At 61.5% G+C, this 520-nt stretch carries 1 pseudogene; it reads right to left on the bottom strand.

The features are described 5' to 3' along the window. Positions 1-152: 152 nt before the first annotated feature. Positions 153-520 (bottom strand): annotated as a pseudogene (locus B3M52_RS08725) (hypothetical protein); the annotation flags it as partial.

The following is a 520-nucleotide window of genomic DNA, read 5'->3' as shown; positions in this document are numbered from 1 at the left end:
GCGCTTCAGATTATAGTCGCTGAATACCACGGAATTCATGGTGACTGGCGCCGTGCGCTCAGTCAGATCGGTGCTGTCAGAGGGCAGGCTGGTACAGCCCACCAGCAGACCGAGCCCCATGGTTGCTGCGGTCAATGTTTTAACGAGAGGGTTCATTGAGTTTCTCCTGGGTTCGGGCGACGGGAGGTGGCAAAGGCCAGGCCCGCCCCGCGACCATCAAAATGGAATGAGGTTGAGTCAGTGAGCCCTGGGATAGGCTGATCGTACTGATCGAGGAAGCGAACGACGACTGGCTCCCCCTCGGCAGCGGTCACCGGTATGACATGAATGGTGTCTGGCAGTCCGGCCCAATAGCGTATGTCGGCACGGGTATTGGCGGAGGCTGACAGACCATCTGCGGCCACGCTGATCAGGCTCACAGCAGCGAAACCGGCACCCAGTGCACCACCGGCCGCGGCACTGGCACCCGCCAGTATGCTGTCCTGACTGACCGTGCTCAGGGTCGAGCCGACGGCTCGGG

This window comes from Marinobacter sp. UBA2688 (genome assembly GCF_002352785.1).
Lineage (GTDB): Bacteria > Pseudomonadota > Gammaproteobacteria > Pseudomonadales > Oleiphilaceae > Marinobacter > Marinobacter salarius.
Note: the sequence above shows the minus strand (reverse complement) of the source record. Positions and strands in the feature narration are given on the sequence as shown.